The organism is Micromonospora sp. NPDC005291, assembly GCF_040607415.1.
GTDB lineage: Bacteria > Actinomycetota > Actinomycetes > Mycobacteriales > Micromonosporaceae > Micromonospora.
In genome coordinates this window covers 1-23,481 of the sequence record NZ_JBEXGR010000043.1, presented here as the reverse complement: position 1 = coordinate 23,481, position 23,481 = coordinate 1, and the positions used below count along the sequence as shown (strand labels likewise).

The following is a 23,481-nucleotide window of genomic DNA, read 5'->3' as shown; positions in this document are numbered from 1 at the left end:
CGACGAGCACCGAGCCCTGGGTCTGGAGCTGGATGCGATGCGCGTCGTGACTGTGGATGACGGGTGCCGCGCAGTGCTCGCAGGTGTCGGTCCGCAGGCGGCGAAGATTGGTCTGCGTCGAGAACGTCCCCGACCGGACCGGTTCCGATCGGCGTCCTGAAAGGGTGCCCACCAGGAGTCCACGATGGTGCGCAGGATCGTCCGTTCCCGCTCGGAGGTGTGGTCGAACGCTGAGATCCGTGCGGCCGTCCGCGGTTCTTTGCAGCGGTCGGCAATATGTCGCCTGGCAGGGAGGTGTGCGCAGGTCAAGGCGGTCAGGAGCCGTTGGTTGGCCCGGCCTTGCAACTGGGAGCAGATTGGGTGCAGGTTGGCGAAGTGGTCTCCGCGCCCGAAGTGCTCACCGACGCCGACCAGAGACGAGGGCTTTGACCTGTGGTGATGCGGTCGAACGGTGCTCCGTGACCTCCCAGTAGAGGTCGAAGTGGTCAGGCGTTGCTTCTCCCGGGATGGCTGGCACCGCCCAGCGTCTCGGTTCGCCTAGGGTCACGTCTGTAAGCGTGCTAAAAATCGATGTCGAGCGTTTCGGGTGGGCTTGCTGGAGCCTGCTGCAGTTTCGTCATTCGAGACACCGATCCCACGGGCAGTGCCCTGACCAGGTCCGTCAGGCTGTAGACCTCTTCGGCGAATCCGAAGAGATCATTCGGTTCGCTCCCGGACGGCAGTCGGGCGGCGTCCGCTCACGTCGAGTTGAGTGCGTTCGGAGGCCGGCAGGCCATGGAGGGAGGCCGCGTCACTGCATAGCGGTGGCCGGGGGATGATCGAATGATTCGGGGCAGCGGAAGGTATACAGCGAGTAGCCGCGTCCGATCTGCACGCCGACGGTGTCTGGGGACGCGGTGGGGTTTTCCTCGGACGGGCGCCAGCTGCAATGCCTGCCGTTCCAGTCGCCCGAGTCCACGGTGAGAATCAAGGCCATCGGGGTGCCGCAGGCAGCACAATCCATCGGGTACGGATCGGTCAGTGACCAGTTCGCGTACCCGCCGACCTTCCATCCCGGCGCCAGCGACAAGTCGGTCTGATAGTGGGGACGGCTCTCGTCTTCGTCGTCATCCCACTCGTCGAGCCGCTCGCGTAGGTCGTCTGGGAGCAGATCGGCGTATTGGTACTCGCGGACCTGCTCGGGGTGCACCACACACGGGACCGGCAGGTACATGTCACTGATCACCGGCGGCTCGGGAGGCGCTTCGAGCAGCGGGCCGACGGCGGAACTGTCGCGCCAGTAGAGGAAGACGCGAGGGCTGTAGTGCCGGTCTGAGTGGTCCACCGGGCACCACAGCACCTGGAGCAGGTCGGTGCCGTTCGGACCGGCGTAGTCCGGGATATCTTGTCGGTACAGCTGCGCGACCGGGACCAACGGAATGGGATCCTCGATCAGGTCGTCCAGGTCCAGAGCGTCGGCCGCATCGAGCTCGGCCCGCTCCTCCGCACTCAAGAAGTCCCCGCCAGGCAGCGGCTCCCGGGCTTCTGCGGCCGCGAGGATCTCCCGCCTACGGCGCAGGGCGGCCGGGGTGGTCAGGTTGTATGGCTCGTGCGCCCCGGCGTCGTCGCAGACCGGCCATACCTCGTCGGCCGGCCACAGCAGTGGTCCGCCGACTGAGCTATCGGTAACGGTCGGAGCGCCGGGTCGGGGATGCAGGCGGGTAGCCGTAATGGAATGTTCCCGCAGTTCGGGGAAGAGTGCGGTGATGTCGAGGGGACGCGGAGGTGTGGTGCGGACCATAGAAGTAGATCTTATGGCCCGCTGGGCTCGCTGGCCCTGCATCCCACGTGCTCCACAGTGCACCTGGGCGGCATCGACGACCTGCGCACGGTGGCCCAGGCGGTCGCCGACATGGTGACCGTGCCCGACAGTTGGAGGTGCTGCGCCTTCCCCGGCGACCGAGGGCTGCTGCATCCCGAGGTCACCGCCGGCGCCACCGCGGCTCAGGCCACCGAGGTCAACAAGCGCGACTCCGACGCGTACGTCTCCTGCAACCGCACCTGCGAGATGGGCATGAGCCGGGCCACCGGGCAGCCGTACCGGCACGTACTCCAGGTGCTCGTCGAGGCGGTCGAGCCGCCGGCCTAGGCCCTGTCCTGTCGATCATGGAAGCCAGATGATGGCGGCGATGAGGACGAGACTGGCCTGGTAGAGCGACGCGCGTTTGGCGTAGCGGGTGGCCAGGTCACGCCACTGTTTGAGCCGGTTGAAGCAGCGTTCCACGAACGTTGCGTTTGCGGTAGACCTGCTTGTCGAAGGCTGGTGGTCGGCCGCCAGCGCTGCCTTTGGCGGCACGGCGGGCGACCTGGTCGCTGCGTTCGGGGATGACGTGCCGGACACCTCGCTGCCGCAGGGCTCGTCGGGTCGAGTCGTGGGCGTAGCCCTTGTCGGCGATCAGCACATCGGGGCGCTTGCGGGGCCGGCCCGGCCCTGGCTCGTTGACCCGGATCGCGTCGAGCAACGCCAGGAGTTGGGGGTTGTCACCAGCCTGACCAGGGGTGAGCAGGATCGACAGCGGTCGGCCACGACCATCAACCGCGAGGTGGATCTTCGTGCTCAGTCCGCCTCGGGACCGGCCGATGGCCTCGCCATCTTGCGCACCAGGCGTCGCCGGACAGGTTGGAGAGCCCCTTTTTTGCGGGCACCAGCGGAATGCTGATGCGCCCGCACGATCGACGAGTCGATGCTGATCGTCCACTGCACCGGTGTGCCGTCGTCATGGACCTGCGCCGCGGCGAGGATCCGATCCCAGGTGCCATCCGCGGTCCACCGCCGCAGCCGCTCATGGCAGGTTTTCCACGGCCCGAAGCGTTCCGGCAGGTCACGCCACGGCGCACCCGTACGTAACTTCCACAGAATCCCGTTGATGACCTGACGGTGATCCCGCCACCGCCCTCGCGCGCCGCCAGGCTCCGGCAGCAGTGGCGCGATCACCGCCCACGCCTCGTCAGTCAACTCACCACGACGTACCACCGGCACATCGTCAACGATCAACCACTACAAGATCGGCAGGACACGCCCTAGCCGACCACCCCGCGCGGTGGGCGACGCCGTCTCAGCCGTTCCTGTTGGACGTGCCCTGGGGCAGCGACAGCGCGTTGAAGTACGGCGGGCAGACGTCGACGCAGAGCCCACAGCCCGTGCAGGCGTCCGGGCGGATCTCCGCTCGGCTGGTCATGTCGATGGCGTCGGCGGGGCACACCCGCTGGCAGGCGCCGCAGGGGTGGCAGCGGGCGGTGTCGACGACCGGGACGCGGATGTGCGTATTGGTCGGCTCGCGGAGGTGCGGTGTCGCCAGCCCGCGTATCGCGGCCACTGTCTGGTGGCCGTGCTTGCGCAGATGGTGCCGCAGGCTGTTCGTGATCGCGTCGAAGACGGCGGGCCCCCGGAAGGTGGCCGCGGTGTACACCTGCACACAGGTCGCCCCCACCATGATCATCTTGATCGCGTCGTCTGCGGAGGAGATCCCGCCGACACCGATGACGGGCACCGGCACCGCGTCGACGACCTGCCGGACGCACTCCAGGGCGATCGGAAAGATCGCCGGCCCGCTCATGCCCCCGAATCCCCCAGCGATGCCGAGCTTGGGGCGGCCGGTGTCGACGTCGATGTCTAGCCCCGGACCGATGCTGTTGGTCACCGAGATCGCATCCGCGCCCGCCCGTGCCGCCGCTGCCGCCACCTCGGCGAGCACCGGGCTCCAGCCCAGCTTCGCGATCACCGGGGCCGGAGAAACCCGCTTTGCGGCCGTGACGACTCGGGCGACGTGGTCCGCGTCGTCGCTGACCCGTCCGAACGCCTGACCGGCGTGACTGCACGAGAAGTTGATTTCGACGAGAGCGATCGGGCTCCCGGCGATAGCGCGGCAGGTTCGCTCGCAATCCTCGAGACTTCGACCGGAGATGCTGGCGATGACCGGCCCCCGGGCAGCGGCCTCGGGAAGCCCCGTATCGGTCCAGTACCGCAACGGGCGCAGGTTGCCCCACTCGCAGTTCAACAACCAGTTTCGGCGGGGGCCGGCGCTCAGGTGCGGGCTGGGAAACCGCTCCCGGCCGGGCAGGACGACGGTACGCAGTGTGCGGGTGACCACCGCGGCGCAGGACGTGCGTTGAAAGTCGGCCAGGGTGTCGGCGGACTCGCCCAGCCCACCCGAGCCGAGCAGCAGCGGCCCGTCCAGCCGTACGCCGCACAGGTCGACGGACAGGTCAGCGGACTGCGGCGCTGCACCCACATCAGCTCCTCATCGTCAGATGCCCGTGGAGAAGCTCGGCATGGGCACGGGCGGACTGGCCACGGCTCTGCGCACCGGCGACGTAGGTGAACGTGTGGGAGCTCCGCGTACCGTGGCTGATGACCGTCGCGCTGCTCGGATGCTCGAAGACGGCAACCGAGGCGATCCGCGCGGCGAGAGTGTCCAGGACGTCCTCCGCACTCGCGGTCGGTGCCGCGCCGACGAGTCGTCGGCCGGTGACGGCGGCGAGCAGAATCCAGTCGATCGAGCCGAGCATGGCGTCCACGGTGCCGCGCGGCACGAGCGCCTCGAACTCGTGGGGAACCAGGTCGAGTGCCACGGTCACGCCGTGGGCGCGGGCGCACCCGATCAGCTCCCGGACGGCGACCCGCCGCGCGGGGGTGACGAGCGAGTAGCCGGAGACGTAGAGCAGATCGGCAGTCGCGACCGCATCCCGCATGGCGGGGGTCAGGTCCGACGGCTGGAAGGTCGCGTTCGCGCCAGGATCAGAGATCATGAAGCGGTGATCGCCGGCAAAGTAGGTGATCATCGCACGGCCGGTGTGCACCTCGGGGTCGATGGCAAGCGCCAATCGCAGCCCCGCCGAGGACATCGCGCCCAGCGCTGATCTGCCCTCGATGTCGACCTCGGTGGCGCTCGTCCCACCGACCTTGCCGATGATCGTGACCGGGCTGAAGCCAACGGACACGGAGGCGATGCCGAACTGCGCGCCCGCTCCGCCCGGAGCGCTGAGCACCGGGGCGACGGCATCGGCGTTGCGTGTCGGTAGGTCGATGGGCACGGGGACGTTGGCCCGGCTGAGGTCGCTGACGTAGTCGTGGAAGATGTCCCCGATCACCACCGCTGACGTCATAACATCGCGATCCATCGGGATCGGTCGGCAATGCGGACTTCGGACTGTGCCGCACCGGCGAGGTCAGCGATGGCGACACCACTGTCGACGACTCTCTCGATCAGCGCGAAGACGGTCTGGTGATAGGCCCTCGCCTCCAATATCAGGTCGGCCTGTGTGAGCCGTCCGTCGACATCGGTGACCCTGCCCAGGCTCTCGTCGTACGAGACGCCCTGATAAGGGATCGAGAGGACATCGCCGGTCACCACACCGACCAGTCCGCGCAGCGAGCACGTGACAAGCGCGCTCACCTCCGGGTAGCCAATCGTGTAGGAGTCAATTGGATCATTAAGCTCCAGGAGGTAGATGTCCTGGAACTCCCTGTTGACCGTGCCGTTGTAGAGGGTCTCGTCGATGATCCGGCGCGCGATCTGCCGCAGCGCGCCCGGATCGACCTCGATGCCCAGCTCCTCCCGGCACTCCCGGACCCCGCCCTCGACACCCTCACCCGCCTTGTAATGACCGGCGACGCTGATGTCGAACAGATTCGGAAAGCTTCTGGCGAACGGCCCGCGCCGCTGGAGCAACACCTTATGGTCCCCGGCCGGGTCACGGGAGATGATCCAGCAGTGGAATGATCTGTGCCAGAGGCCGGCCACGTGTGCGGCCCTGCTGCTCGCCTGGCCGCGACTGTTGCCACTTTCGTCGTAGATGTCGATGATCTCGTCCTGGTCTTCGCTCACGGTTTCCGGATCCGTCAGCGTGGTCGCGCGAGAGTTCGTCATGGCCGTCATCGTAGGCTCAAGTCGGCCCCACAACTCGACCAGCGAACGCCGCTCGAATTCGTTCCAACGGGCACCAAGGACAAGCGACTCGGCCAATGCGTTGTCGCGATGGGCGTGATCGCCGGCCACCGCGTACGCGACGGCTTCCACCAGTCGTGCCCGCCCGGCCAGTTGCCAGTGCAGTGTGGGCGACGCCCTCGCCCGTTCACTCACCGGCTGCAGCGCCGCCAGGGCACCTCTGGTGTCGCCCGCCAGCGCGTGGGACAGCCCAAGCTGCAGCAACGCGGGTGCCAGAAGCGGGGGGTTCACCTCTCCGCCGATGATCTGCAGGGCGTTCCGCAAGGCAACCCGGGCACCGTGCAGGTCGGCCCGACAACAGCGGATCCTCGCCAGCGTCAACCATGCCTCGGCCAGGTGGGTTGCCGCGTTCACCGCTGGACGTTCGGACTGGGAGCCCTGCGGGCCGAGAAGATCGACGGCGTCGATCACATCCTGCTCGGCGGCCTCGTAACCGTCGACCATGACCCGGCTCCACGAGCGGTCCTTGAGAACGATGGCTTCGTGGCGCACCCCGCCCTGGCCCTGAAACAGGGATATCGCCCTCGCGTAGGTGCACAGCGCGTCCGCGTGGCGGCTCATCTCGGCGTACACGTTGCCCATGCTGTGCAGCGCCTTGGCCAGCAGGTAGCTGACCGCCGAGGTGCGCCCGTCCGGGATGTGCAACCCGGAGTCGAACTCCTCGAAGGCGCGAATGGCAGCCTCGTGGTCGGCGAGCGCCCCGGTCAGGTCACCGCGGACCCGCTTCAACCAGCCAACCCGGTGGCTGAGCTCGGCATAGCTGAGTTTGCTGCTGCCGGCGAAGGCGACCCGGGCTTCCTCGAAGCTGCGCTCGGCGGCAACCGCGTCGTTCAGGTACGTCAGGGTGATGGCCTGGTCGAGCAGGAAACGCCCCCGGTAGTAGCGGGTCGACCGGTCGGTCCGGGTGGTGTTCATCAGCTCGATCGCGGCCGACAGCGAGGCGAGCGCGTCCTGGTAGGCGCCCTGGCGCTTCTGGTCGTTACCCAACTGGTAGAGCGCGAACGCCTGCCAGATCTGCGCGCCTTCGGCCGTCGCGATAGCCACCGCCTCCCGGTGGTAGACGAGCGCCTCCGCGAGCTCGTTCCGGCGGGTGTGGACGTCGGCGAGATCCGTGGCGACCCGAAACGAGAGCAGATTTTCCAGACCGACGCGGTGCGACCAGATGCGACGCAGTTCGTGAAACGCGACGGCTAGGTCATCGGGGCTGCCGGCGACGATCCGCAGCCGGCACTCCAGATAGGACAACCACAGCTCCGCGTTGTGGTCGTCGATGGTCGGCAGCGAGTCGTCGAACGAACTGGAGAAGAGGATGTTCATCGCCGGGTCCGCGGCGACCGCCGCGCCGGGGCGCGCGGACGGCACGCTGAGCAGCCACGACTCTTCAAGCACCGTCGACAGGCGTTCCAGTTTCGCGCGCTCGACCGGGCCGTAGTCGGTGCGCTCGGCGAGCACCTGCCCTATCGCGCGACTCCATTCCATGCCGTACTCGTAGGCGGTGGGAAGGAATCGGAAAAGCAGCTGCAACGCATCCGTCAGTGGCCGGCCGCCACCTCCGGACAACGCATGGTAGGTAACCTCCAGACTCACCGCCCGCGAACGCTCGTCGATCATATTGTCGGTGAGCATCTGTTCGTAGTGTCTGCGGATGGTGAGATGCATGCCCTTGAGCAGATCCCGATCGGTGTTCTGTAGGTGCTCGATGAAGACGCTTCGCACAAGGTCGTGATAGGTGTACGCCGGGGCGTGGTGGTCGATGAAATCCTGACGGGTCAGCCACTGCAGGCCTTCGCGCGCCTCGTCGTTACCCATCTCGCCCAGCAACAGCGAGACGATCGACAGATCGAATCGCCTGGCCACGCTCATCGCCAGGGCGAGATCGCGGCGTGGCTGGCTGGTCTCCCGCACATCGAGGATCCGGCCGACGAGATCGTCGGCGAACAGGCCCAGATGGCCGTGCCCGACAGTGTGCAGCGGCAACCGGCCGGGATCGGCCACCAGCAACCGCAGGACGAGTGGCAGCCGGTACGTCGGCCCGAGACTGGACGCGATCGTCTGGGCGGATTCGCTGTCGACGCCGGCACTGCGGTGCAGGTATTCGATGACCTCGCCATTGGAGAACTGCTGCAATCGCAACTGCATCACCTCAGACGGGCCGCCAGCGAGCCCGCGCGACGTCCAGTCCTGATTGAGTGAGCTGCGCCCGGAGAGCACGAGCAGCACGCGCTGGTCCAGCGCACCGAAGTCGCCCCACGACAGGGCGCGCAGCCAGTATTCGACGCGGATCGGCACACGCTCGAACTCGTCCACCACGATGACGATGCGTCGCTCATCATGGCTCGCTCGACTGTTGAGGCCTCTGACGAACGTCGCCGTCAGCTCCTCCACCGGATCGGACAGCAGCCGCCGGTCCGCGGCGCGCCGGTAGGAGGCGATGGCGGCGCTGACCTGCGTGGCCAGCTCCGGGGTCAGGACCTCGTTGAGCGGGGCCGCCAGCGGGAAGACGGTCGCACCCGCCCGGATGGCGGACAGGCCGACCTTCATCATCACACCGACGGCAGCGCCTTCGGCCCCGGCGAACTTGCGGGCAAGCGAAGAATGCAGCTTCTTGTACCGGTTGAGCTGCTTGCTCAATTCGGTCAGTTTCAGGCCAGCATCACGGAACGACCTTTCCAGGGCGATCATCGCCTCGACCGCGGCGGGGTATTCTAATCCGAGGTCGGGATTTGACAGTCGACGGGCGTTCAGCAGCGCCACGGAGTGGGACCCGGCACGGGCAATTCCACAGAATTTCTCGACGAGTGTCGACTTTCCGACACCGCCGATTCCACTGACGGCGAGAATTCGATAGGTGCTCGACGGGCGGAGGAAACGCGCGAACGCGGTGAGCTCGGCTTGGCGGCCTACGAATTCTCGTAATGTCACCCGTAGCCCCCTCGGCGGCAGTCCTGAGAAATAATACCCGTGATCATTTTGACTGTCGAGATGTCACGTGTGCCGCCGGCAAGGTAGGTGCGATGGTGACGATGCGTAACGCGGGAGTGCGGCGTACACACCGCCTGCGCCGCTTTGTGATTGCCCAGATGGGTGCGCGACTCGCGCAAAGCTGTGGCGGCCCGATACGGGCCACGTGTGAGGTCGGCCGCCTGGCCGGCCGTCGACTCGTGCCATCGCGGGTCGTCGGGCCAGACTGAAGCCTCGGTCGCCTGCAGCCCGACCGCTCCGCCCGATCGCCACGGCCGACCCGATCCCTGGCGGCTGCAGCGAAGAAGCCTTGGACGCTTGGCAGATAGTGGGCCACCCACGCAAGTTCCCCGGGTCCTTCCCGGGGCCCGGGGTAGACATTGGCGCGGCTCAACTCCTGCGGGTCGACGCCCCGAATGAGGCCATCTTCGGTGAGCGCGGCCAGTCGCGAGGCCGCCGTCGCTACTTGGACCGGTGTCAGATAAGAAGGCGGCCCGTAACCCCAGTCGTCTTCGAGGTTCGCCAGGAAATCGAACATCTCCTCGCTGTCGGGCTCGACGCCTGGCAACTTCACGAACCCCTCCGCACCCAAGACCAGCGGAATCTCGAAGCTCAGCCGATCAAGTAGGAAATCAAGCCCGTTCCATGCCTTGTCGGTGGCAGCCCAGCGTTCGGAGTTGTCGTCCCGTTCCGTCATGGCGAGTTCGTAGGCTCAGCCGAGGTCGGACCTCGCCCGCTCCAATTCCTCCGGCGAAACGCGCGGTCAGTTGCCGTTCATACTCACCACGGCAGGCTAACCGCTGGTTACGACAGTTCCCCCAACAGGAGGCGAAGGTCTCCGGCAACCTAGCGGCGCACGGCTCTGCCGCTGACAAGGCGAGGCGATCGGGGGCGTGCTCCCCGATCGACCGATGCGGCTGCGGGAGCCAGCGCTGGTGCCAACCAAGGCACTGGGCCGGCAGCTCACGATCGGTCGGCGGTCGGCGGCCGGATCGAGCCCGGTTTAGGGGGAGCAGGTTGGGAGCAGCGGGATGCCCGGAACGGCCTTGAACTGCGTCCAACGGCATCGAACAGCGCTCAACCGCACCTACCCTCACCTCCGGCTCCACGTTGCCGCAGGTCAGAGTCGGTGCGGCGTCCTGTTTCCCGCGGAGTGCTCCGATTCTGCCGAGCAGTCGACAGATCTATATGTCACCGGGCAGGGGAGGGTGCGCAGGTCAACGCGGTAAGGAGCCGTTGGTTGGCCCGGCCTTGCAACCGGGAGCAGATTGGGTGCAGGTTGGCGAAGCGGTCACCGCGCCATAAGGGCTCTCCTACGTCGGACAGAGACGAGGGCTTTGAGACGGCCAGGCCTCATCGCATCGGATGACGCTCGGCGAACTCCCACGCGATCGCGCTGGCGTCGGGTTCCGCGTGATCGGTGTAGCGGCCGTCGCCGTCCGGTCGCGGGCCTCCTTTTCAGTACGGGATCCGCGTCAGACGGATGTCGTGGCGGTCGCGCGCGGGTGGGCGCACGGCGGATAGGGACGTCGCAGGGCTCACTGGCGCGCTAGCTGCGCGGCAGCACGGTGATGGCCACGACGGCGCTGTTGACGACCATGGCCGTCACGGTGCGGGTCACGGCTGCCGACGCCGCGTCGGCGCCCCAGTCGCCCCGCTCGAGTTCCTTGGCTCGGCTGATCACCGATGACGTCCACGGGATCTCGCGGTGAGACTGCGGGAGCGTCCCGCTCGCCGAGAGCAGTGCCGCGAGCGCGGCGACCCTGGCCTGCGGCTCCGCACCATCCACGAGGACCTGCCGAACGTCGGCGAGCAGGCGGGACCGGCGTTCGGTCCGGCCGTCCCGCAGGGCCGTGGTCCGGAACAGGCCGAGCACCTTGCGGGGCTCCTGGTCGATGTCGCCTCGCGCGATGAGCCGCTGCAAGACCGGCGCCCGCAGGGCGGGACCGATCGCGGCCAGTGCCGTCTGCACCCCCCTCGGTTTCTCGGCGAGGTAGTCCCACGCCGGCCGCAGGAGGTCGTCCGACGGCGGATGGCCCGCGACGCTGCTGACCCGCCCCCGGTCCGTCGTGGTCAGGTGGTCGCCGAGGGCGAGGTCCGCGAGGACGGCTCCGCCGAGGACGTAGAAGAGGGTGTTCTCTCCCGCGATGGTCCCGGAACCGGGTTGGAACAGCAGCAGTAGGAGATCTTCCACGAGGGTCGGAGCGTCCGACCGGGGTTCGGTGGTCATCGGCGGGGCTCCCAGCGGAAGAGTCGGGTGGCGAGGGCGACGGCGATGACGACCCAGCCGAGCGTGGGCGCGAGCAGAAGCAGGGAGTCGGTCACGGCGACGCCGCCGTTCCAGGCGTTCATGGTCAGTTCGGTGGCCGCGCCACCGGGCAGCAGCCGCTTGAGCCAGCCGAGGCTCTCGGTCCCGGAGATGCCCACCCAGCTCGCCATGGCGATCACCCCGAGGGTAACGGGCAGGGTGGTGACCTGCGCGTGTTCGGGGGAGTTCGTCAGCCCGGCCGTGGCCAGCGCCAGACCGATCATCATGGCCACGGTCGCGAGGACCGCCACCACCAGCAGGGCGACGTTTGCCGGTCCGCCGGCGACCACGGCCAGGGCGGTCAGGATCGCGGTCACCTGCACCACGGCGAGAAGGAGTACGGGCAGCAGCAGGCCGGCAAGGATGCCGGCGTCGCCTTCGGCGGTGGAGCGCAGCCGCTTGAGGAAGAGATTCTGCCGCCGGGACGCCAGGGTGGTGACGGCCGTGGCGTACAGCCCGAACGCGGCCACGGTGAACATGACGATCGCGGCGATGTAGCCGAGGCTCCCGATGGCGGCGTAGGTCTCGTGCTGACGGACGAAGAACACACAGACCGCGGCCGGAATGATGAGGCTGGTGATCAGCACCAACCGGTTGCGGAAGATCTGGATCAGTTCGCTGGACGCGATGGACAACACGGTGACGCTCCTTTCGAAAGATCGAAATCAACTGTTGATGGCGCGGAATAGGTCGTCGAGTCGGGTCGGCCCCGCCGCCAGGTCGCGCAGCTCCACGGCGTGGTCCTGCGCCCAACCGAGCAGGAGGTGCAGATCCTTCTGCAGCTCGAAGGACTCGACCATGACCTTCCCGTCGGCGTCGACGACCGCCTGCAGCGGTAGCGGCGGAACCGGCGCGGCAAGGGCGAAGCGGATCACGCCGGGGAGCGTGTGGGTCAGCTCGGAGACGGTGCCCTCGCGGTGCAGCGTGCCCTCGTGCATGAGCCCGATCCGGTCGGCGCGCTGCTGCGCCTCCTCCAGGTAGTGCGTGGTGAGCACGATGGTGGCACCGTCCTCCCGCAGCCGGTCCACGGTCGCCCACACGGCGTCGCGGGACTGGATGTCGAGGCCGGTGGTCGGCTCATCCAGGAAGATCAGCTCCGGGGTGCCGTAGACCGCGGTGGCGAAGTCCAGCCGCCGCTTCTCCCCGCCGGACAACTGGGCCACCTTGCGGCCGGCTCGGCCGGTGAGGTCGACCAGGTCGAGCACCCGGTCGACGTCGTCGGTGCGCCGAGTGAGTCGACCGACCAAACCGACGGACTCACGGACGGTGAGGTCCGGGGAGAAACCACTTTCCTGGAGCATCACGCCCATCCGGGGACGTACCGCCCGGCGGTCGTCGGGGCTGCGCCCGAAGACCCGTACGGTGCCCGAGGTCGGCTTCCGGTGTCCCTCGACGACTTCCAGGGTCGAGGTCTTTCCGGCTCCGTTGGTGCCCAGCAGTGCGTAGAGCTCTCCGGGCCGCACCTCGAAGGAAAGGTCCTTCACGGCGTGGAAGTCGCCGTAGGTGAGGTTCAGCCGTTCGACTTCGATGACGGGTGTGGTGGACATGCGGCCAATGACAGCGCGGGCGCGACCAATCCGTCAGTGGCGCCATGTCACCATCCCATGTGACGTGGTGTCACTGGTCGTGGCACCTGGCTGCCGGATACTGGTGTGGTGACCGCGAAATCGCCGCGCTTCACCGAGTCGACGCAGGGCAGGCTGCGTCGGCTCAACCTCGCAACGTCACTGCCGCCGGTGGTGTTTGCCGCGGTGGTCCTGCTCTACACCGACGCGCGTACCTGGTGGCACGTCGTCGTCCTGGCACCGGGAGCCGTGGCGGCCCTGGTGGCCTTCGAACGGTGGACGGCCAACGACCTGGCGCGGGTGGCGCTGCCGTGCGTGATCGTCGGGGCAGCGGTGTGGCCACTGGGAGTCCTGGTGACCGGCAGCCCCAACGCCTACTGGGGGTTCTGCGCCGTGGGCTCGCTCGCCCTGCGCGAGGTGCGACGGCATCGGGCTCTGACGATGGCCGGGCTGTTCACCTACGTCGCCGCCGTCGGCGCGGCGCGGCTGCTGGTGCAGCGGGACGACATCGGTCACGTCCTGGTCACCTACGTCCTCATCCCGACCGCCCTCACCATCGTCGTGACGGTCTTCACGGTAGTGGGCGAGCGGTTCTACGACCTCATCCGGGAGCTCGAACAGACCCGGGAACGCGAGGCGGAGCTGGCCGTGGTCCGGGAGCGCGTGCGGTTCGCCAGCGACCTGCACGACATCCAGGGCCACACCCTGCACGTGGTCAAGCTGAAGATCGCCCTGGCCCAGCGACTGCTGCTCCGCGACACCGCTCGGGCGGAGAAGGAGCTGCGGGAAACGTACGCGCTGGTCAGCGACACCATCGCGCAGACCAAGGAACTCGCCTACGCGCAACGGCGGCTCAACCTCACCGCGGAGATCGAGAACGCTAAGAACCTGTTCGAGGCTGCCGGCATCCGCGTCCGGGTGACCCGGGAGGCCGACGTCGATGCCCGCGCCAACGAGCTGCTCGGCCAGGTGCTGCGCGAGACCACCACCAACATCCTGCGCCACGCACAGGCCACCCAGGTGCAGATCACGCTCTCCGAAACGGGCATCACCATCGTCAACGACGGCGTCACCGCCACCGCGGTCCCCGCACTCAGGGGACTGGCGGCGCTCAGGCAACGGGTGGCGGGCGACGGAGGTGAGCTGACCGTGGAACAAAAGGACGAGCGGTTCGTGACCGCAGCGGTCTTCCCACCCGCTCGGGCCGACGCGACGGTCAGCGGGAAGGACGGCCAATGACCACCATCGTGCTCGCCGACGACGAGGTGCTGCTGCGCACGGCCCTCGCCGCGCTGCTGCCGATGGAGGGTGACATCACGGTCCTCGCCGAGGCGCAGGACGGCCGGACGGCGATCGCTGCCACCCTGCGGCACCGACCCGACGTGCTGGTCATCGACTTGGAGATGCCGGGCGTGGACGGCCTGGGCGCGGTCGCCGAGATCCGCCGCGAGCGACCGGAGCAGGTGATCCTCATGCTGACCCGGCACGCCCGCCCCGGCGTGCTACGCAAGGCGCTGCGGCTCGGCGTTCAGGGCTTCGTCAGCAAATCCGCCGAGCCGGCCCACATCACCTCGGTCATCGCCACCCTGCACGCGGGCAAACGCTGGATCGACCCGGACGTGTCCGCGCTCGCCGTCACGGAGGACTGCCCCCTCACCGACCGTGAAGCCGACATCCTGCGGGTCACCGGCGAGGGCTACTCGGTCGCCGACATCGCCGCACGGCTCCACCTCGCCCCGGGCACCGTGCGCAACTACCTCTCCAACGCCATGCGCAAGACCCAGACCCGGACCCGCCACGAAGCAGCCCGCTACGCCCGCGAACACGACTGGCTGTAAGGCGCACCGCTGCCGTACCGGCACCGGTCGCACGGTGCGGTACCGGGCCGACGAGCGGTCCGCCTTCACCGCACCCACCCCTGCCTGCAGCTTCTCGTTTCCTCAGGCCAAAGTTGGTGCAGCGTCCTGTTTCACCGAAGGGGTCGGCTTGCGGCCATCACGTGATTGGCTCTGATCGCACGCTCATGGCTCCCCTCTGTGTCAAGAGGCCGCGGCGAGGGTTGTTCTAGGCTGGGGTCTGGCGGGTCCGGGAAGTGACTTCTCCGAAGAGCCGGCATGGGGATGTGAGCTGGTCACGCTGGAGTCACTGGTCGTCTCCCGTTGTCCTCCCGGGCCCGTCGTCGTGGCCATCGTGGCGTCGTCGAGCATCTGTCGGTAGACAGATGTCGGACAAGCGTCGTTTCAGCGGCCGCAGCGCTTCCATCGATGTCTTCCCGGCGGTTTTCCTTCGATCGAAGTAGGCGCGGCCTTCGGTGGGGTTGCGGAGCTGGACCGTGGCCATGATGTGCAGCACGCGGTTGATCTGCCGGTTCCCGGCACGGGAGAGCCGGTGTCGTATCTGCTCGCCGGAGGATGCGTCGATCGGGGCGGTGCCGTTCCAGGAGGCGAAGTGGGCCCGGTTGGGGAATCGGGTGATGTCGCCGATTTCGATCAGGAGTCGGGCGGCGCCGGAGGGTCCGATGCCGTGTAGGTCCATCAACGTGGTGCCGGTGGAAGCGACGAGTTGTTTCAGTTCCTTGTCGGCTTCCTTGGAGCGTTGGTAGACGCGTTCGGGGTCACCGATCAGCTCTGCGGCGAGCCGGCGTCGGGTTTTGCCGACGGCGTCACGGGGCCGGACCGTGGCCAGTAGTGCTTTGGTCTGGGCGGCGGAGAGGCTCTTCTTCGCGCCACCTGGGATGAGTTCGAGGAGCAGTTGGTGCAGCTGGGACACCATCCGGGTGTGGTCCTCACCGAGTGAGCGGCGCCGGTCGACCAGGATCCGCAGCATGGTCAGTTGCTCGTCGTTGACCACTGGACGCAGGCCGGCCATGCGGGTGCCGATCAGCGCGATGGTGTGGGCGTCGGTGGCGTCGGTCTTGCGGCCCTGTCCGGTGGCGAACACCCGTGCCCTGGCCGACAGCTTCGGCGGGACGTCGACGACCTGTTCGCCGTCGGCGAGTAGCCGGGTGGCGATGTGCCGGCTGATGCCCTGGCAGCCCTCGATCGCCCAGACTCGGTTCGGCCACTGCGTGGCGTACTTCCTCATCATGGTGTAGCCGTCGCGGTCGGTGTCGAACCGGCCGCCGCCGATGCTCTCGTCGCCGGCCATGATCTCGATCGTGGCGGAGCGTTTGTGCGGGTCCACTCCGATGACCACGCGGTCTGATGGGACAGTCAACGTGCCCTCCGATGCTCGATCCACCTGGGTTGTCGAGCCGGGAGGGCAACGCTACTTCGCGCCGAGCAAACCCCTGACTTGCGCAGGCCAAATGAGAGCCACACGACCAGCGTGGGCAGCCGCGATAAGAGCGACAGCCCGGGCGCCTCGACCGAAGCCTGGCCAGGCAACGGTCGCAGGTCAATGAAACAAGTAGCCGCCATCCGATCGCTACCGGATGCCGGGCCTTTTCGTACCTGCTCGTCAGTACGCCCAAGGCGATGCACCTTGCTTCAAGACGTGCACGCCGAGGTCTGCGTCGGTCGGCCACATCGTGAGTTGGTACTCCAGATGCTCCCCGACACCTTCCAGATCGCACCTAGCCGGCCGACGGTCCGTCTGCGCGTAGGCCACCCGAACCCTGTATCGACCTGCCGGCAGCGGCACAGGTTCAACCTCGTTCGGAAGCTCCGTGGCACCGGTCACTGCCATCTTCCCTGAGGGAAACAGAATGTCTGCTTCGACGACGTGGTCGAAGGCGTCGAGAGATTCAACCTCGGGAGGCGTGTTCAAGAGCGCTACCGTCACCGGTACGTAGTCGTAGCGGGCCGTCCCCACCACGATGCAGTGACGCTCAACGGCGATGCGCCAGGTGTCATCGGCCCGGTCCCAGGTATCTCCGTCAAAGACGTCCTCGGTCGCCTCCGCGTCCGAAATGACGAAGGTCAGATGATCGGCGTAGGGCTCAAAACAGCGAACGACTTCACGATCATCAGTCACGGCTGAACGCTACCAAGATCGGCACGGAGTACGAAGGCGCTGCGGGTGAGTCGGGCCGCATCCAGATCAGCCGCTGTCCGCGCCTTGGCCCGGCCGGCCACTGCGCTGTCGTGCCGACAAGCGGCTGCCCGTATGGCATCTGACACCATGGCTTTGTGCGGCGATCTCCGACCGAGCCACCGACCTCCGTGCTGGCGGGCACCGACGTGGCGCTCGTGGGCCTGTTCTCAGCGAAGGACACGAAGTTCGGCGCAAAGCTTGACGTGTTGGCGGCCTCCGTGGAGGCCCACGGCGGGCGGGTAGTGAGCCGGCACGTCCAGCGGCGGGGTGTCTCGCACGGTGGTGCGGCCAAAATGGCTGTGCCGTTCTCGAGGCGGACACTGCTCAGCCCGGGCAAAGCGCGAGAGATCGCGCAGGCTTGCCGGGCCGCAGAGGTCGGTGTTGTGGTGTTCGTAAACCCGCTCACGGAACACCAACGAGCTGTTCTCGGCGACATGTTCGGGTGCTTCGTGACCAGCGGCGAGGGCCTCTTCACCCCTGATCATTGAGTGCCCTGTGCTGTGCCAAAACTCGTCGCATGGTCTGTGAGCTGGCGTTTTGTCGAGGCCGGCCATGATCTGGTCATGGTGGTGCGGATGCTGTATCTGGCGATGATCCAGGTGTTTGGATGGTTGGCGTGGCTGACGCGGTCGGACGCGGCGAAGACCGCCGAGCTGCTCGTCCTTCGTCACGAGGTCGCGGTCCTGCGTCGTCAGGTCGGTATGCCGAACCTGTCCTGGCCGGACCGGGCGGTGTTGTCCGCGCTGGCCCGGCTGTTACCCCGCTGGGTGCGCGAGCATCGCCTGGTCGCCCCGGCCACCCTGCTGTCGTGGCACCGTAAGCTGGTCCAGAGGCGTTGGACGTACCCGAACCAGCCAGGCCGCTCAGCGGTCAGCGATGAGATCAAGGATTTGGTCGTGCGGCTTGCCCGGGAGAACCCGGGCTGGGGGCATCGGCGTATCCAGGGCGAGTTGCTCGGGCTGGGTATCGGGTTGGCGCCGGCACGATCCGGCGTATCTTGGCCCGCGCGGGCCTGGGCCCAGCGTCCCGCCGTTGCGACACCAGCTGGCGGGAGTTCCTGCGGGCGCAGGCGTGTGGGCTGCTGGCGACGGACTTCTTCCACGTGGACACCATCGCCCTGCGACGGCTGTACGTCCTGGTGGTGATGGAGGTGGCGACCCGCCGGGTTTACGTTCTTGGGGTCACCGCGAACCCGACTGGTGCGTGGACCGCGCAGCAGGCCCGCAACCTGATGATGGACCTGGGCGAGCGGGGCGGCGTCGTTTCGGTTCCTGGCTCGGGATCGGGACGGCAAGTTCACCTCGACCTTTGACGCGGTCCTCGCTGCTGAAGGCGTGGACGTGGTGAAGATTCCGCCACGTACGCCGAGGGCGAATTGCTACGCCGAGCGGTTCGTGGGCAGCGTCCGCCGGGAGTGCACCGACCATGTACTGATCTACAACGAGCGGCACGCCCGCAGTGTGCTGGCCGTCTACGAGCGGCGCTTCAACGGCCATCGTCCGCATCAGAGTCTCGATCAACGTCCACCCGACTATGATCCGAATGTCGTCGTGTCGATGGACGCGGCCATACGGCGGCGAGACGTCCTCGATGGAGTTCTCAACGAGTACCACCGGGCGGCCTGACCACAACCGCAAAGTGGCAGGTCACGGCCGGTAGGGCGTTTTGGCACGGCACAGGCGTTTCGCCAGGTGCCGCGACATTTGTTCGCGACCGACGGCGTCGGCATCGACGCCGCGTACGCCGACGACGTGGTCATCACCAGACGTGGCCGGGACGGGCGCGCGACGAGTTCGGTTTCCGCGCCATGGGGTGCCGTTCTGACTGTGCGTGCAGTGATTCTGACGGCTTGCGGTGGGCCCCATCTGGTCCAGCAGTGAGAGCCCATTTTCGTAACGGAGCGTCAACGTTGTGCGGGGTCTGCTGGGTGCGGAGGTCGCGGGCCGCGGGGTTTGTTCCGGACCGTTCCGCCGCCTGGCGGACGGCCGCGACGAGCGGGCCGACGGGCGGCTTCGTGGGCGGGTCGACCGCGAGTTTCGGCGCGACTAGGACTTCACCGTTAGACGGATCGCAGCAGTCGGCGAGCGCCCGGGCGGCTTGCCTTCCCGGCGTTGTCGAAGAACGTTCCAGGCTCGAACGCCGCCCGTCGTCAGTCACAGAGCGACGGCGGCCGCCCAAGCTACGCATCCAGCGGATGAACGACGCCGACGGCAGGCGCAGCGCGAGGTCGACCGGGCCGAGGCTAGACGTGTTCAGCCGACCGCGGTTCTGGCGTTGAGGTGACCGAGGTGGAGAACGGCGAGATCCTCCGGGCTATGTGGGCACGGTCGAGTGCGGGGGCTATGACTTCATGTCCGAGGACGACTAGTAGATCTACTGCTCGGTCAGGTCGGGCCGCCACTTTGGGGATGTGGGCGGTCACGTCGCGGCGGTCGCTCGGCTACCAGGTCGTAGGAGTCCTCGACCGCGTCGGTGATCAGCCGCTCGGTGATGCCGGGTCCCGGCCCGAGTGAGATCCAGTGGCGTTTGTCAAGGTAGCGGCCCGGTGTGATCGAGGCGTAGCCGCGTTCTTGCGCGCGGGCGTGTTCGGGTTCGCACTTGACCGTGATGATCTGTTCGTCTGGGTCGTCGGTGACGATCAGGAACACCTTGCCCGCGACCTTGTACACGTCGAGTCGGGGGGTGAAGGGGTATCCGTGGCTGACGCCGGGCAGCGCCAGGGCCGCCTGGCGGGCGGTGTCCTGGAGCCGATCACCGGCCGTGTTCACCCGGCCGCCCGCGTGCCGGTGTCGTAGGTGTGCGGGTCGACGAGCCGCTCAGCCCTGGGCAGGTGGGCGACGACGAGCAGGTAGGAGTCGGTGACGAGCTCCTTGACGAGTTCCTTGTCGATGCCCTCCCCGCTCTCCAGGGTGATCCAGTGCTTCTTGTTCATGTGGTAGCCGGGGGTGATGTGGTGGTATTGCTCCCGCAGGGCGCGGGCCTCGCTGGGGTTAGCCTTGAGGATCACGACGGGCCGCCCCGGGACTTCGGTCATCAGCATGAACACCTTGCCGCGTACCTTGAAGACCTCCCAGTCGGGGCCGAAGGGGTGCTCCAGCCGGGCTCCGGGGAGTTGCTCCGCGCAGTCGGCGGCGGTCTTGTGCAGGGCCGATCCGTTCATAGGTGTGGTGAGCCTACTCCGTTGGTGACGGAATGTGACATCGAAGGCGGTCGGGCCGCGTCGCGCGGCGCGCCGGCAGGGCCCATCGTTGTGTACGTAGGCCGGGTCCGGTGGACCGGTCGCGCGCCGAGGGCGGGGTCAGTGCCGCCGGTCGTAGTCCTCGCGTGCGGTCATGACCGCGGGGATCTCGGCTTCGAGCGCGTCCAGAAGGGCGCGCAGCATGGCGGCGATGCGGGTACCCGAGGCGGTGAGCGTGTATTCCACCCGCGGAGGAATGGTGGCCTGCACGTCGCGGGTCACCAGGCCGTCGCGTTCCAGGGCATGCAGGGTCTGCGCGAGCATCTTTTCGCTCACCCCGTCGACCCGGCGGCGCAGAGCGTTGAACCGGTAGGAGCCCTCGGTGAGGGCGACCAGGGCCAGCGTGCCCCACTTGCCGACAACCGTCTCCATCGTCTGGCGAGACGGACACGCGCGGTTGAACACGTCAACGATCAGGTTATCGATCGGCTCGACGGCGCTCTCTCGCGATGCGGTGCTGGACATGCCTATGACGGTAGCTGCTGGAACGTACCCGAACAATGACAGGACTCTCCCAGGGTTGGCACTTTCTGAAAGTTAGTGCACTCTGTAGGCAGGCAGTTCGCCAACCGACATCGGGAGAACCGAAAATGATCACTGTTACCGCCGCCACCGGCCACCTGGGCCGCCTCGTCGTCGAGGATCTGCTGCAGCGCGGCGTTCCCGCCGGCCAGATCGTGGCCGCCGTGCGTAACCCCGACAAGGCCGCCGACCTCGCCGACCGTGGCATTCAGGTGCGCGAGGCCGACTACGCCCGACCCGAGACCCTCGCTGCGGCGTTCGCCGGCACCGACAAACTTCTGCTGATCTCCTCCAACGAGGTCGGCCAGCGGCAACTGCAGCACAAGAACGTCGTGCAGGCCGCAGTGGACGCCGGTGTCCAGCAGATCGCATACACCAGCGCCCTGGGCGCCGACACCAGCGGCACGAAGCTCGGCGAGGAACACCGGATCACCGAAGCACTGATCCGCGAGTCCGGCCTGCCGTACGTCTTCCTGCGCAACGGCTGGTACATCGAGAACAACACCGAGAACCTCGCCACCGCGTTCCAGTACGGAACGATCGCCGGCTCAGCGGGCGACGGCCAGATCTCCGGCGCCACCCGGGCCGACCTCGCCGCCGCCGCGGCGGTCGTGCTCACCAGCGACGGTCATGACGGCGCCGTGTACGAACTGGGCGGCACCCCGTACACCATGACCGAACTCGCCGCCGAGGTCGCCGCCCAGAGCGGCAAACCGGTGACCTACCAGAACCTGCCCGCCGATGCCTACACCCAGATGCTGCTCGGCGCCGGACTGCCCGCGCCGCTAGCCGCCCTGCTGGTCGACTCCGACCTCGGCATCAGCCGCGGCGAACTCTTCACCCCCAGCACCGACCTGCAACGACTCATCGGACGCCCGAGCACGCCGCTCACCGACGTCGTCGCCGCCGCCGTCAAGACAGCAGCCTGAACCGACCGCCGCACCAACCGGACAGCCGTCTCACAGTGTCACCGGCTTTGCCGACCATATGACAGAAACCTCACCTTCCACAGCGCCCCACCTCGGGCGTAAGTAGGCACGACGCCCGGATCGGCATACCGGCCCGATCCGGGCACGAAGACGTCGCCGACTCCAGCCCGAAACATCTCCGATGCGGACCTTTACTCCGCCGGGGCGCCCAAAACATCGCGAGCGTGAGAGTGCCGAAGATGCCCCCGTTTTGTCGGGCGACGCAAGGCGATCATGCGAGCTAATGCTTCCGGGCTCAGACGACTTGGCCGGCTAGACAACTCCGGCTCGTCTCGGCAGAACGCTTTAATGCTGTCAGCATCGAGAGTCTCAACGAGTTCCCCCTCGACATCCACGGCATGACACGTCTTACGAACTGGCCGCCGCCTGGGCGCGCGTCCGTCGCTTCGCTGGCGCTCCGACTCCGGCCACGCAACACGCCCGTCGGCTGGCGCAGACAGCAGAAACCTACGGGGCCGCCGCAGATGGCAGCGCCGAGGATGGTTGAGGTTCGCGGGCCGGCAGCCGGCCTGGGCGCGCGGCGGCCGTCGTACGCCGCGCCGTTTGGCGAGTCACCGCCGGCGGTGGTGGGGATGCGGGGCCGCCCCCTCCGGACTCGAGGGTGCTTCGCATCGCTGCGCGACGGCCCTTCGGTCCGCCCTTGACCCCGGAGCCTCTGCGACCCCTCGGGCCGGCGTTGCCGGCAGGCGGGGGCCTGCCCGTGATGCGCGCGCCGCATCCCCACCACGGCCTCGTCCCGGACGAGGCGTTCCGGCGCTCGAACGAGTCGTCAAGGTGAGCTTGACGCCGTAGGGCGTGGCGGTTCGGTCACCGGGCCGGATCGACGTCAACCAACTCGGCGTCCAGCAGATCGGCTGCTTCCTCGACGGTGGCCACGAACTCTTCCGGTGGGATCCTGGCGACGAAGACCTTGCCCAGGTCATCCGGAAAGGGATGGTCTGGCCGCCAGAACGCGAAGACGATCACTAGATCGTCGTTCAGGTAGGCGTACTTGGAGACGTTGTCGACGGTCTCGCCCCACTGCATGAACCAGGACTGCTCCCGAAACTCCGTGTCGTCTGCGTGGAGCAGCCGGAAGATCTCCTCCGGTGTGCGGCCCGGGAAGGGACAGGGCTTGACGTCGCGTCGGCGCACCTGCGCTGCGCTCGACCGCATAACGCGGATGAAGAACGGGAGGAAGGGGTAGTTGTCCTCGGTGGTCAGCCTCTTGCCAGCCGCCCACAGGTCGACGACGCGGAGTTGGTGCGGCTCGACCTCGCCAACCTCCACCGCGAACGTGGCCCGGTCACCGAAGCGTCGTGTCATCAGCCCACGGGCGCAGTCATAAGGAAGGCCGTGCCTGACGGGGTAGCTTGCCATCCCTCGGCCAATGCCTTGCGGACAATCGCAGCGACCGCCGACGGGAGAACGGGCACGGCCGACCCGCCAATCCAGTTACTTGGATGGTCCTGAAGCATGCTGACCAGCAACACCCTGCCCTTGCAATCGACCTGTTCTACAGCGACAGCGAGCGGTCGCTCACACAGCCCTTGGACATAGGTTGGTCTGCCGCGCACTCGCCACCTGTAGGTGACCCCGTCAACCGTTATGAGCCGAGAGCCCTTCTTGACCAACGCCATGACGACCCTCCTCGACGTCAGATGACCGTGCCCGTAGCGTGCCCGGTGCAACGGTCAGAACGGGGCAGCGCGGGACGCCCGATCAGCGAGGCAGACACCCCGCGTGCCGCCTGCCCCCAGAATGTCGCTACGCCCCGTGTAGATCAACGCGATTCCCAAGCTGAGCGTGGGCCGCTGCCCTAGTCACCTTGCTTGGGCTGGAAGTAGCGCTGTTTGATCCGTGCAGCGCCGCCGGGCTTCCCAGCCAGAGTCTGACG

21 protein-coding genes and 1 pseudogene are annotated in these 23,481 nt (G+C 67.5%); 7 read left to right on the top strand and 15 right to left on the bottom strand.

The annotated features are described in order from the left end of the window. Positions 1-790: 790 nt before the first annotated feature. Positions 791-1,780 (bottom strand): hypothetical protein, encoded by a 990-nt coding sequence (locus ABZT18_RS31375; RefSeq protein ID WP_354997913.1) that lies wholly within the window; start codon positions 1,778-1,780, stop codon positions 791-793. A 57-nt stretch (positions 1,781-1,837) separates the two neighbouring features. Here ABZT18_RS31375 and ABZT18_RS31370 point away from each other — a divergent pair, with 57 nt between their 5' ends. Further along, the gene (locus ABZT18_RS31370; protein WP_354997912.1) at positions 1,838-2,128 is read left to right on the top strand and encodes a hypothetical protein; all 291 of its coding nucleotides are present in this window, start codon (positions 1,838-1,840) and stop codon (positions 2,126-2,128) included. 15 nt (positions 2,129-2,143) lie between these two features. On the opposite strand, the pseudogene ABZT18_RS31365 reads toward ABZT18_RS31370, so the two are convergent. The 8 genes and pseudogenes from ABZT18_RS31365 to ABZT18_RS31330 form a co-directional block, all read right to left on the bottom strand. Next, positions 2,144-3,013 (bottom strand): annotated as a pseudogene (locus ABZT18_RS31365) (IS5 family transposase). Between the two features lie 82 nt (positions 3,014-3,095). Beyond that, positions 3,096-4,271 (bottom strand): 4Fe-4S binding protein, encoded by a 1,176-nt coding sequence (locus tag ABZT18_RS31360; protein ID WP_354997911.1) that lies wholly within the window; start codon positions 4,269-4,271, stop codon positions 3,096-3,098. Between the two features lies 1 nt (position 4,272). Then, on the bottom strand, positions 4,273-5,145 hold the full coding sequence (locus ABZT18_RS31355) for a hypothetical protein (RefSeq protein WP_354997910.1): 873 nt from the start codon (positions 5,143-5,145) through the stop codon (positions 4,273-4,275). Beyond that, entirely contained in the window at positions 5,142-8,909 is a 3,768-nt protein-coding gene (locus ABZT18_RS31350; RefSeq protein ID WP_354997909.1) for an AAA family ATPase, read from the bottom strand. Before ABZT18_RS31350 ends, ABZT18_RS31355 begins: the two co-directional genes overlap by 4 nt. Positions 8,910-8,952: 43 nt before the next feature. Further along, entirely contained in the window at positions 8,953-9,645 is a 693-nt protein-coding gene (locus tag ABZT18_RS31345; protein ID WP_354997908.1) for a DUF1877 family protein, read from the bottom strand. Positions 9,646-10,497: 852 nt separating this feature from the next. Next, positions 10,498-11,178 (bottom strand): GPP34 family phosphoprotein, encoded by a 681-nt coding sequence (locus tag ABZT18_RS31340; protein WP_354997907.1) that lies wholly within the window; start codon positions 11,176-11,178, stop codon positions 10,498-10,500. Further along, the gene (locus ABZT18_RS31335) at positions 11,175-11,894 is read right to left on the bottom strand and encodes an ABC transporter permease (RefSeq protein WP_354997906.1); all 720 of its coding nucleotides are present in this window, start codon (positions 11,892-11,894) and stop codon (positions 11,175-11,177) included. Before ABZT18_RS31335 ends, ABZT18_RS31340 begins: the two co-directional genes overlap by 4 nt. Before the next feature lie 27 nt (positions 11,895-11,921). Then, entirely contained in the window at positions 11,922-12,803 is an 882-nt protein-coding gene (locus tag ABZT18_RS31330) for an ABC transporter ATP-binding protein (protein ID WP_354997905.1), read from the bottom strand. Positions 12,804-12,911: 108 nt separating this feature from the next. Between ABZT18_RS31330 and ABZT18_RS31325 the strand changes: the two genes are divergently transcribed. Together ABZT18_RS31325 and ABZT18_RS31320 are read left to right on the top strand one after the other, a co-directional pair. After that, the gene (locus tag ABZT18_RS31325; RefSeq protein ID WP_354997904.1) at positions 12,912-14,060 is read left to right on the top strand and encodes a histidine kinase; all 1,149 of its coding nucleotides are present in this window, start codon (positions 12,912-12,914) and stop codon (positions 14,058-14,060) included. After that, on the top strand, positions 14,057-14,659 hold the full coding sequence (locus ABZT18_RS31320; RefSeq protein ID WP_354997903.1) for a response regulator transcription factor: 603 nt from the start codon (positions 14,057-14,059) through the stop codon (positions 14,657-14,659). Before ABZT18_RS31325 ends, ABZT18_RS31320 begins: the two co-directional genes overlap by 4 nt. 304 nt (positions 14,660-14,963) lie before the next feature. On the opposite strand, the gene ABZT18_RS31315 is transcribed toward ABZT18_RS31320, so the two are convergent. Together ABZT18_RS31315 and ABZT18_RS31310 are read right to left on the bottom strand one after the other, a co-directional pair. Further along, positions 14,964-16,016, bottom strand: coding sequence for an IS110 family transposase (locus ABZT18_RS31315; protein ID WP_354997902.1), 1,053 nt, complete (start codon positions 16,014-16,016; stop codon positions 14,964-14,966). A 264-nt stretch (positions 16,017-16,280) separates the two neighbouring features. After that, positions 16,281-16,796 carry a hypothetical protein gene (locus ABZT18_RS31310; RefSeq protein WP_354997901.1) on the bottom strand — a complete coding sequence of 172 codons (516 nt, stop codon included), beginning with the start codon at positions 16,794-16,796 and terminating at the stop codon, positions 16,281-16,283. Between the two features lie 155 nt (positions 16,797-16,951). Here ABZT18_RS31310 and ABZT18_RS31305 point away from each other — a divergent pair, with 155 nt between their 5' ends. The 3 genes from ABZT18_RS31305 (at position 16,952) to ABZT18_RS31295 (ending at position 18,481) form a co-directional block, all read left to right on the top strand. Further along, positions 16,952-17,344 (top strand): hypothetical protein, encoded by a 393-nt coding sequence (locus ABZT18_RS31305; RefSeq protein WP_354997900.1) that lies wholly within the window; start codon positions 16,952-16,954, stop codon positions 17,342-17,344. A 509-nt stretch (positions 17,345-17,853) separates the two neighbouring features. Further along, entirely contained in the window at positions 17,854-18,168 is a 315-nt protein-coding gene (locus ABZT18_RS31300; protein ID WP_355253164.1) for a hypothetical protein, read from the top strand. Positions 18,169-18,196: 28 nt separating this feature from the next. Continuing rightward, positions 18,197-18,481, top strand: coding sequence for an integrase core domain-containing protein (locus ABZT18_RS31295; RefSeq protein WP_354997898.1), 285 nt, complete (start codon positions 18,197-18,199; stop codon positions 18,479-18,481). Between the two features lie 759 nt (positions 18,482-19,240). Here ABZT18_RS31295 and ABZT18_RS31290 read toward each other — a convergent pair. From ABZT18_RS31290 to ABZT18_RS31280, 3 genes are all read right to left on the bottom strand, one after another. Further along, positions 19,241-19,624 (bottom strand): MmcQ/YjbR family DNA-binding protein, encoded by a 384-nt coding sequence (locus ABZT18_RS31290; RefSeq protein ID WP_354997897.1) that lies wholly within the window; start codon positions 19,622-19,624, stop codon positions 19,241-19,243. After that, the gene (locus ABZT18_RS31285; RefSeq protein ID WP_354997896.1) at positions 19,621-20,016 is read right to left on the bottom strand and encodes an MmcQ/YjbR family DNA-binding protein; all 396 of its coding nucleotides are present in this window, start codon (positions 20,014-20,016) and stop codon (positions 19,621-19,623) included. The genes ABZT18_RS31290 and ABZT18_RS31285 overlap by 4 nt, the downstream gene beginning before the upstream one ends. A gap of 138 nt (positions 20,017-20,154) precedes the next feature. After that, positions 20,155-20,559 (bottom strand): helix-turn-helix domain-containing protein, encoded by a 405-nt coding sequence (locus ABZT18_RS31280; protein ID WP_354997895.1) that lies wholly within the window; start codon positions 20,557-20,559, stop codon positions 20,155-20,157. Between the two features lie 125 nt (positions 20,560-20,684). Here ABZT18_RS31280 and ABZT18_RS31275 point away from each other — a divergent pair, with 125 nt between their 5' ends. Continuing rightward, the gene (locus tag ABZT18_RS31275; protein WP_354997894.1) at positions 20,685-21,545 is read left to right on the top strand and encodes an SDR family oxidoreductase; all 861 of its coding nucleotides are present in this window, start codon (positions 20,685-20,687) and stop codon (positions 21,543-21,545) included. An 867-nt stretch (positions 21,546-22,412) separates the two neighbouring features. Here ABZT18_RS31275 and ABZT18_RS31270 read toward each other — a convergent pair. Further along, a complete protein-coding gene (locus ABZT18_RS31270) occupies positions 22,413-22,910 on the bottom strand; it encodes a hypothetical protein (protein ID WP_354997949.1) in 498 nt (165 codons plus the stop codon). Positions 22,911-23,481: the final 571 nt, after the last annotated feature.